General features: G+C 54.0%; 6 protein-coding genes. All 6 read left to right on the top strand.

Translation table 11 applies throughout. The features are described 5' to 3' along the window. The first annotated feature begins 629 nt into the window (after nucleotides 1–629). Complete coding sequence (locus A8B84_RS15825) at nucleotides 630–2291, top strand: site-specific integrase (RefSeq protein ID WP_082905192.1); 1662 nt, start codon at nucleotides 630–632, stop codon at nucleotides 2289–2291. Beyond that, nucleotides 2288–4723, top strand: a complete 2436-nt coding sequence (locus A8B84_RS15820) for a hypothetical protein (protein ID WP_064227908.1) — start codon at nucleotides 2288–2290, stop codon at nucleotides 4721–4723. The genes A8B84_RS15825 and A8B84_RS15820 overlap by 4 nt, the downstream gene beginning before the upstream one ends. Beyond that, nucleotides 4707–5165 (top strand): hypothetical protein, encoded by a 459-nt coding sequence (locus A8B84_RS15815; protein ID WP_064227907.1) that lies wholly within the window; start codon nucleotides 4707–4709, stop codon nucleotides 5163–5165. The genes A8B84_RS15820 and A8B84_RS15815 overlap by 17 nt, the downstream gene beginning before the upstream one ends. A gap of 100 nt (nucleotides 5166–5265) precedes the next feature. Then, on the top strand, nucleotides 5266–5898 hold the full coding sequence (locus A8B84_RS15810; protein WP_064227906.1) for a restriction endonuclease subunit S: 633 nt from the start codon (nucleotides 5266–5268) through the stop codon (nucleotides 5896–5898). Beyond that, nucleotides 5891–7408 carry a type I restriction-modification system subunit M gene (locus A8B84_RS15805; protein ID WP_064227905.1) on the top strand — a complete coding sequence of 506 codons (1518 nt, stop codon included), beginning with the start codon at nucleotides 5891–5893 and terminating at the stop codon, nucleotides 7406–7408. The genes A8B84_RS15810 and A8B84_RS15805 overlap by 8 nt, the downstream gene beginning before the upstream one ends. Next, nucleotides 7398–7850 carry a restriction endonuclease subunit S gene (locus A8B84_RS15800; protein ID WP_064227904.1) on the top strand — a complete coding sequence of 151 codons (453 nt, stop codon included), beginning with the start codon at nucleotides 7398–7400 and terminating at the stop codon, nucleotides 7848–7850. Before A8B84_RS15805 ends, A8B84_RS15800 begins: the two co-directional genes overlap by 11 nt. Nucleotides 7851–7888 lie beyond the last annotated feature (38 nt).

Raw genomic sequence — 7888 nt, 5'->3', positions numbered from 1 at the left:
ATTCTACTTTTGATCACCGCTGTTTTTCGGGGGGATTACCCCTCGTTCCATACTCTTCTGGCACTGGACATGCTGTAGCAATCACCAATTATGAGGGTTCTGCCGATCCAAGAACCGTCGCGCCAAAGCTCAAAAACGCTTGGTCAGAGCGGCTTATACAACTAGCACCGGAGGACGTGAAACTTTGGGAGCTTTACGTTGACCATCTCAGAGGTGGACCCACCCACCCGTTTTTATTGGTCAACACTAGGAAAAGTCGCAACCCTCTATCATTACGCACCGCGCAGGACGTAGTTGACGCTCTGTATTGTTCAGTAAAGCAACACTTCCCTCACCTGTGCTGCGCTGAGCTGGGAGGAACCTTGGTTACGCTCCACCCTCACATGTTTCGGTTCACGTGGGCAACGGATACCTTTGAGGCCTTGGTCGAACGGGACGGATGCGATTTTGAGTTGGCCAAGGATCGACTTCGCCAGCTAGGCGGATGGAGCGAACAAAGCCCGATGCCACAAAAGTACGCTGCGAGGTATATCGCTAAGAGCGCAAATTTGGCAAATGTCCGACGCGTCAGGGCGCAACGCAAGATATACAAACCGGAACAATTCTAAAAAGCGGGAGGCCGCGTGCCGATGAATTCAAATGGATCAACACTCAAGGACGAGAGCTTTTCCGATGCGCGCTCCTCACTGTGTGCGCGATTGGGTACCGGAACATCAGATAGTTTGTTTACGGATGAACTTATGAAAGCGCTGCGGGAGCGGCCAACGCGACGATTCATTAACCTTTACACGTCTGATCCAAATGACACTCAACAGATTGATGCAGGTACGTTGGATTGGACGATCATTTCATCAGGAAAGAAATATCATCTTAACTTCAGTGAATTAGGAAAGAACTCTGCGGCGCTGTCATATTCGATCAACCGGGAATATTCAGCAAAGCCTCTTCGAGATGAAGAGTTAGGTCGACTGGGTCAATTTTTACACTGGGCCACGTCGCATTTGCTTTCCTCTTATTCGGCCGGCTACACATACGAGCTGTTCTACACGCATAAAACGTTTTTCTCAGGGCTTGAATCATTCACCGCAAAAAGCTGTATTGAACGACTCTTCAACTTTGAAAATAGACCAGGCTATTTCCCTTGGAAAAGAATAATTGGCCTCTGCTGTGAGTTTTCGTTGCCGGGTTTCAGTGTCGATGACTTGATTGATCTTGAGTCAATGGCGCCTCCTTTCACCAGGGACCTTTGGCAGTCCTATTACGACCTTGAGATCAAACTAAAACCTGCTGTCCTGCGCTTCCTTGAGATGGGGATTGGCAGGGATATTGGAAAGATTCAGTCGCTTACAACCGAGGACCTTCGGGGCTTTTCCATAACAATCCTCTGCCTTGAGAGCGGCATGCGCCCTGCTCAGCTATTCAAATTGAAAGAAGAAGACTTCAAGAACCGGCACAATCGCTATTTCTCCATCAGCATACCGCCTGCCAAACAGGCCAAGCGGGTCGACAAGGCTCCATTTGAACTGGATTTGAGCCCGGAAGCCGGCACCATCATCCAGGCTTTGATAGATCGATGTCGGCCGGATCTGGCAAACGGCCAGCTGCTGCGGTTCCCCGATGGATCCCTTGCGATGGCCAAAAGCTTTGACAAGGCTCTGAATTCTCGATTAAGAGCCTGGGCCGCCCGCAATTTCGTCGGCCCAATGCCAGAAACCGCCGAGCTCAAGGATTTCCTACGCCACCTCCCTCACCTGACTGCCTATGATTTCCGGCACCATGTTGGCCATAGCCTGGCGATGTCTGGTGCATCGGCCGATCAGATTGCCCGAGTACTTGGCCACAGCAGCACCGTGGCGGCCCGTCACTATATCGCCGCAACGCCGGAATTGGCGGTGATCAAACAAAAAGCTCTTGGTGAAAACGCGGCCTACCAGGAAATGATGGGGATGATCCTCACCGGTGAAATCGGCGAGGAATCAGATTGGCGCGGCCGGAAAGTCGCGGGCATGGTCGATAACCGTTTGTTTACAGGCATTGGTGGATGCAGTTCCAGCTCCTGCGATTTTGAGCCGGTCCGGAGTTGTTATGGCTGCAGCGACTTCAATCCCTTCCTGGATGGAGACCACGCCGGCGTCAGGGACGCGTTAAAGGCCGAGGCTGCGAGTCAGCTTGCGATTTCAGACGCCGCCGGCCAAACCCACCGAAATCCTGCCGTTCTGCAGCTCGAGGGCGTGATTGCCGAGGTTCAGGTAGTGATTAACCACTGCAAGAATCGGAAGGGCTGCCAGTGAAGCAGGTTATCGAGAATCTTCAGCGCTTCATCCAGGCCCGTCGGGACTATTATGAGGCCGAGATCGAGCCTGTAACTCAGCAACCCTGGAGTGCGACGACCTGGGGTAATCAAAGCACCGGTTGGCTATCCATTCGAGCGGGAAAAAGCTCAATGGCTCACACCGAAATTTCCCGCATGAAGGGATTTGAGAGCCAGGTGATCGCCGACTGGGATTATGTCGATTTCATCAAGGCAGTTGTGGTGCACCAGTATGAGAAAGCCCCGGCCAATAGAAAGCCTTCACCCCAGAGCCTACTGCTCACCCACCTGACTCTGAAACGCATTTATGCTGGCCTCAGAGCGACTCGCCAGCAGACCAATCCAATCTACATCGACACATCGGTCTTCCAGTACATCGACGAAACGCTCGTCTCTGTGGGCTACAAGAACGTCTTCGATGCCATGACGAACGCGAATACCGTCCAGCGGCTGCTGATCCTGGAAGGCCTGACGTTGACGGCGCCACAGTACGAGCACAAACACACAGCGGATAACAAAAAGAACCGAGGTACAGTCGCACGGAAAGCGGTAGAGGAAGGTGTGGTTGATGACCGGTCCAGAGATGACGACGAACAAAGGCTGATCACGTTCGCCGCTCTAAAAGGCTTTGCCGCGATCACGACCAGCCCTCGCCACTATTGGGAAGAGCTGGGTTGCCGGGTGGTAGACCTCCTATTCTGCACCGGTCTGCGAGGCGATGAAGTGCTTTTCCTCCCACGAGATTGCTGGGTTACCCGCCCTTTGCAGAGCAAAGAGACCGGGATGCCAATAATTGCAGTAGACGGCTCACCAATGGAGCAGTACGGAATCCGCTATTACGCCGAGAAGCATGCCGAAAACCGCATTCACTGGTTCGAAAGCAATGCCGCGCCAATTGCCAGGCGGGCTTATCTTCGAATTCTCGAACTGACGAACCCGTTTCATCAGCACGCTCGGTGGATCGTTGAATCTGGCGGAAAGCACATCCTGAACTGGAATGAATCCACCGTTACCGAGTCGGACCTGATCAACCACATCATCGAAAGTAACGTTCGATACACCGAGACGAAAGATGAGCGCCCTCTCTACCAGCGCCTCCAAAATGGCGTTCGCAGTTGGGTTAAAGCCAGAAAGCTCTCGCCTATTGGATTTCAGACCAAACCCGGGGTTGCCAGGGGTAAGGTTCAAGAGCCCATATACAGTTTTGCCGATGTCGAGGAAGTGGTGCGATCGTATCTGCCGGATCCGGCAAACCCGATTAATTACGAATTCCTGGTCGGCCAACGCCGCGTCACAATGCGGATAGACGAACTGCTTATAGTCGGCCCCAGCAGTCCTCTCGGCCTGGCCCGGGGTGCTCGAGTGTTGCCCGCCGTGCAGCCGATGAAACTCGTCGACCTGAACGCCTTTATCGGCGGCAACGCAGCCAATAAAAGTGTTTTCGATGTTCGGGAGTACACAGAGGAAAACGGTGGCCGTATCGAGTGGAAGTCCCACCATCCGCGCCACAACCTGAACACGTTTTTAGCGTTAGCCGGTGTGTCAGAGCATCTGCAGGCCATGATCATGGGCAGGATGGACATCACTCAGAACCGCTATTATCAACACCTCACGGAAAACGAGCGCCAGTCTGCCCAAAATCGGTTGATCGAATACCGAAAAACTCCCCTGCCAAGCACCAACCAACATGGCGATGCCGCGCCTGAGGGTACCGCAAGTTCTGTCTCTGCCCTGGCTGAACTCGGCGACACACTGCTCACCGAACTGGTACAGGACCTCGGCATTGCTAAGGCCGCCCCGCAGCATCTCGAGCGCCCCCTACGCCAGGCGTTTCACGCCTTCGACACCGAAGAGCAAACACTGAACTTTGTTTCCACGGCCCTGGATGCGGGCGTTCTGGTCGGCGAGTTACAAAACGACTACAACCTTACTAAAACCCAGGAAGGTCCCGAGCATGCACAAACCTTCATTGAAACCCACGGCCGGGATTTTCACCTGGTGGTGAACGGCGCCTGCACCCGCAACCTGGCACTCCATGGATGCCCCAAGAAGCTCAAATGCCTCCAGGGCGGCGGTTGTGGCAATCTCCTGGCAACCGGCCGACCGGGCGAACTGGAGGGGCTGGAGCGCAACTACACGAACATGGCAGCGCATCTGGAGCAGCTTGAACGGCACCGAGCAAACGACCCCGCTTATGAAGAGGCACTTCAGGAAAGCCGTGAGATGACGAGCCAAATGAAAATTACCGTCGAGCGTGCCCGAGAAGCCCGCGACAAGAACCTCGTCTTGCAGGTGTTCCCCTCGGGATTACTCCACAACGTATCTCGCCCGGAAACCCTGGCAGACCGCTTTGCGGCTGCCCTGCCCGACTCGAATCAGCCTCAGGAGGAAAGCCATGGCGCTGCAAGGTGAAAAGCTGACCAAGGCCATCGAGCACGAATTGATGCTGATGTTGGCGTCCGGCTACGAAGAGGCGCCAATCACACCGGCGGCCCTCCACAAAAGACTTGTTTCTAAGACCATTATCAAAGGCAAACTCAGCTCATTGAGCAGCCGCCGGCCCCTAATTGATCGTTACGCCAACCTGCAGATGGAGCGTGCCGGCATAAAAAGCGCACGTGACAAAAACAGCGCAAAGCACGGACGAACCCGGGCCGGCTATAAACAACGTTACGTGGAAAGTCAGCTTGAAATAAGAGCTTTGAAGGGGAAGTTGGATGGGAACATCTCGACGATCATTGACCTGGTACGGCACATTGAGTCGACCTCCCCTGTTCCCGTAGAGAAGCTTTTGGCGCCGCACCTGCTTGAAGCCTATGTCGCGCGTAAAGGAGTTAGCTCAAAAGAAGATTAAATTCCGAACTGGGAGCAGGATCGGACAACGAAATGCATCTTGCCAAATGATGCAACAGTAACTACGCTGCCTATATTAAATGCATCATTGAGCATACTGCATGGAACGCGCACGAAAAGGGTCGCTCCTGTTACGAGATTTGGCCTCCATCCAGCCCGGGTACCCGTTTCGCGGCAAACTTCCCTTGCAGGAGCGCGGAAACACCTTCGTCGTGCAGTATCGGCACCTTGTTTTGGGCCAGCCGCTGACAGACAAGCTGGGTGTAACCTTGGATCGGGTTACCCTGCCCGGACGAAAGCGACCGGATTACCTCTGGCCGGGCGACATCATTTTTATGGCAAAAGGCACCCGGAACGACGCTGCCCTGGTCGCCGAGCTCCCCCATAACACCGTCTGCACCCCAAATTTCTATCATATCCGGCTCAAGCCTGATGCCTACAACCTGATGCCGGAATTTCTAGCGTGGCAGCTAAACCACGTGGATGCCCAGCGATACTTTGCCGCGTGTTCCCAGGGCTCCGTGGCGCCGAGCATCACCAAATCTCAGTTGGGCAGCCTACCCATCGTGGTGCCACCTATCGAGCGGCAGAAGCGGATGGTGAAACTGGCCGATGCCGCCACCCGTGAAGTGCAGCTCTACCAACAGTTAATCGAAAACCGGCAACGCATGGTTGATGCTGTCGGCCAACAAATACTTCGTCCTGATACGACCACAGAGACCCGATATGAGTAACGATGCCATCAAGCAGGATCAGATCAACAAAGCGGTATGGAATGCCTGCGATACCTTCCGGGGCACCGTAGACCCAAGCATCTACAAGGACTACGTGTTAACGATGCTGTTCGTGAAATACCTATCCGACGTCTGGCAGGACCATTACGACAGCTACAAAAAGGAATATGGCGACTCCCCCGAACTCATTCAGGAATTGATGAAAAACGAGCGTTTCGTCCTGCCTGGAGACGCTGGCTTCTACGCGCTCTATGAAAAGCGCCACGAGCCAGGCAACGGAGAGCGAATCGATAAGGCCCTACATGCCATTGAAGACGCCAACATCGTTAAGCTGGCTGACGTATTCCAGGACATCAGCTTCAACTCCAACAAACTGGGCGACGAAAAACACAAACAGGATATCCTCAGGCACCTGCTGGAAGACTTCGCCCGGCCAGAGCTCAACCTACGCCCCAGCCGAATCGGGAAGCTGGATGTCATAGGCAACGCCTACGAATACCTGATCAAGAACTTTGCAGCCACCTCCGGCAAAAAGGCCGGTGAGTTCTATACCCCGCCGGAAGTCTCAGAGCTGATGGCGGAGATCGTCGAACCGAAGGAAGGCGACGAGATTTGCGACCCGGCCTGCGGTTCCGCCTCCCTTTTGCTCAAATGCGCCAACCAGATCCGCAAGGGCAACGACGGCTCCAAGAACTTCGCCTTGTTCGGTCAGGAGGCCATCGGCAGCACCTGGGCCCTGGCCAAGATGAATATGTTTTTGCATGGCATCGACAACCACAAACTTGAATGGGGCGACACAATCAGAAACCCCAAGCTGCTCGATGAGAATGGCGGCCTGAAACACTTCGACATCGTGGTGGCCAATCCTCCGTTCTCACTGGAGAAGTGGGGCTTCGAGGGCGCGGACAGCGATCCCTACGCCCGATTCCGACGCGGCGTACCGCCAAAGTCCAAGGGCGACTACGCCTTCATCCTGCACATGATCGAGACCCTGAAGCCGAAGACCGGCCGCATGGCCGTGGTCGTACCCCACGGCGTCCTGTTTCGGGGTTCAGCGGAAGGCAAAATCCGTCAGAAGCTGATCGAGGAGAACCTGCTGGATGCCGTGATTGGCCTGCCCGAGAAGCTGTTCTACGGCACTGGTATCCCGGCGGCCGTTCTGGTGTTCCGCAAGGATAAAACCGACAACAACGTGCTGTTCATTGACGCGAGCCGCGAGTTCAAGGCTGGCAAGAACCAGAACCAGTTGTCCGATGAGAACATCGCCAAGGTGGTCGACACCTACAAGCAGCGCGACACCCGGGACAAGTATTCCTACGCGGCCACCCACGAGGAAATCCAAGAAAACGATTTCAACCTCAACATTCCCCGCTACGTGGACACATTTGAGGAAGAGGAAGAGATCGACCTCATGGCCGTGCAAGCGGAGCGGAAAGAGATCGAGGCTGAGATCGCCAGACTGAACGAGCAGATGGACGGGTATTTGCAGGAGCTGGGTTATGGTGTGTGAATCAATGCCCGGCAGTCCTTTCTCAGATGTCGTTCCTCGCGACTGGGCAATTACAGAAGCCGATTCGGTAAGCCTTAAAGTATCTAAAGGGACCACACCTCCCAAAACGGAAGTATCAGAGAATGGCGGAATCCCATTCTTGAGGGTTAATAACTTGTCTTTTTATGGCAGTCTTCAAAAAGACTCTGATTTCATCTACGTATCAAAAGCAGCTCACGAAAAGTTTCTGGCTAGGTCGAAGGCGTATCCCGGCGATATTTTGATGAACATCGTTGGTCCCCCGCTTGGGAAAACTGCGTTGTTGGATGAGTCATGGCCAGAATACAACATGAATCAGGCGATCGTTTTTTATCGGTTAGATACGCAACATGTCGTGCCTGAATACTTTTTAGCCTTCTTAAACAGCCATAACGCTCAGAATTGGTTGCAGTCCAGGTTGTAACCATCCCCTAAAATCGGTGCATGCGTAATTAGAGTTCT

The organism is Marinobacter sp. EhC06, from assembly GCF_001650915.1.
In the GTDB taxonomy this organism is placed as follows: domain Bacteria; phylum Pseudomonadota; class Gammaproteobacteria; order Pseudomonadales; family Oleiphilaceae; genus Marinobacter.
The sequence above is the reverse complement of the archived record's forward strand: the minus strand, read 5'-3'. Positions and strand labels throughout refer to the sequence as shown.

Coding starts and splice junctions, on each gene's coding strand:
- A8B84_RS15825 (WP_082905192.1), top strand. CDS start 630: ATGAATTCAAATGGATCAACACTCAAGGACGAGAGCTTTTCCGATGCG.
- A8B84_RS15815 (WP_064227907.1), top strand. CDS start 4,707: ATGGCGCTGCAAGGTGAAAAGCTGACCAAGGCCATCGAGCACGAATTG.
- A8B84_RS15810 (WP_064227906.1), top strand. CDS start 5,266: ATGGAACGCGCACGAAAAGGGTCGCTCCTGTTACGAGATTTGGCCTCC.
- A8B84_RS15805 (WP_064227905.1), top strand. CDS start 5,891: ATGAGTAACGATGCCATCAAGCAGGATCAGATCAACAAAGCGGTATGG.
- A8B84_RS15800 (WP_064227904.1), top strand. CDS start 7,398: ATGGTGTGTGAATCAATGCCCGGCAGTCCTTTCTCAGATGTCGTTCCT.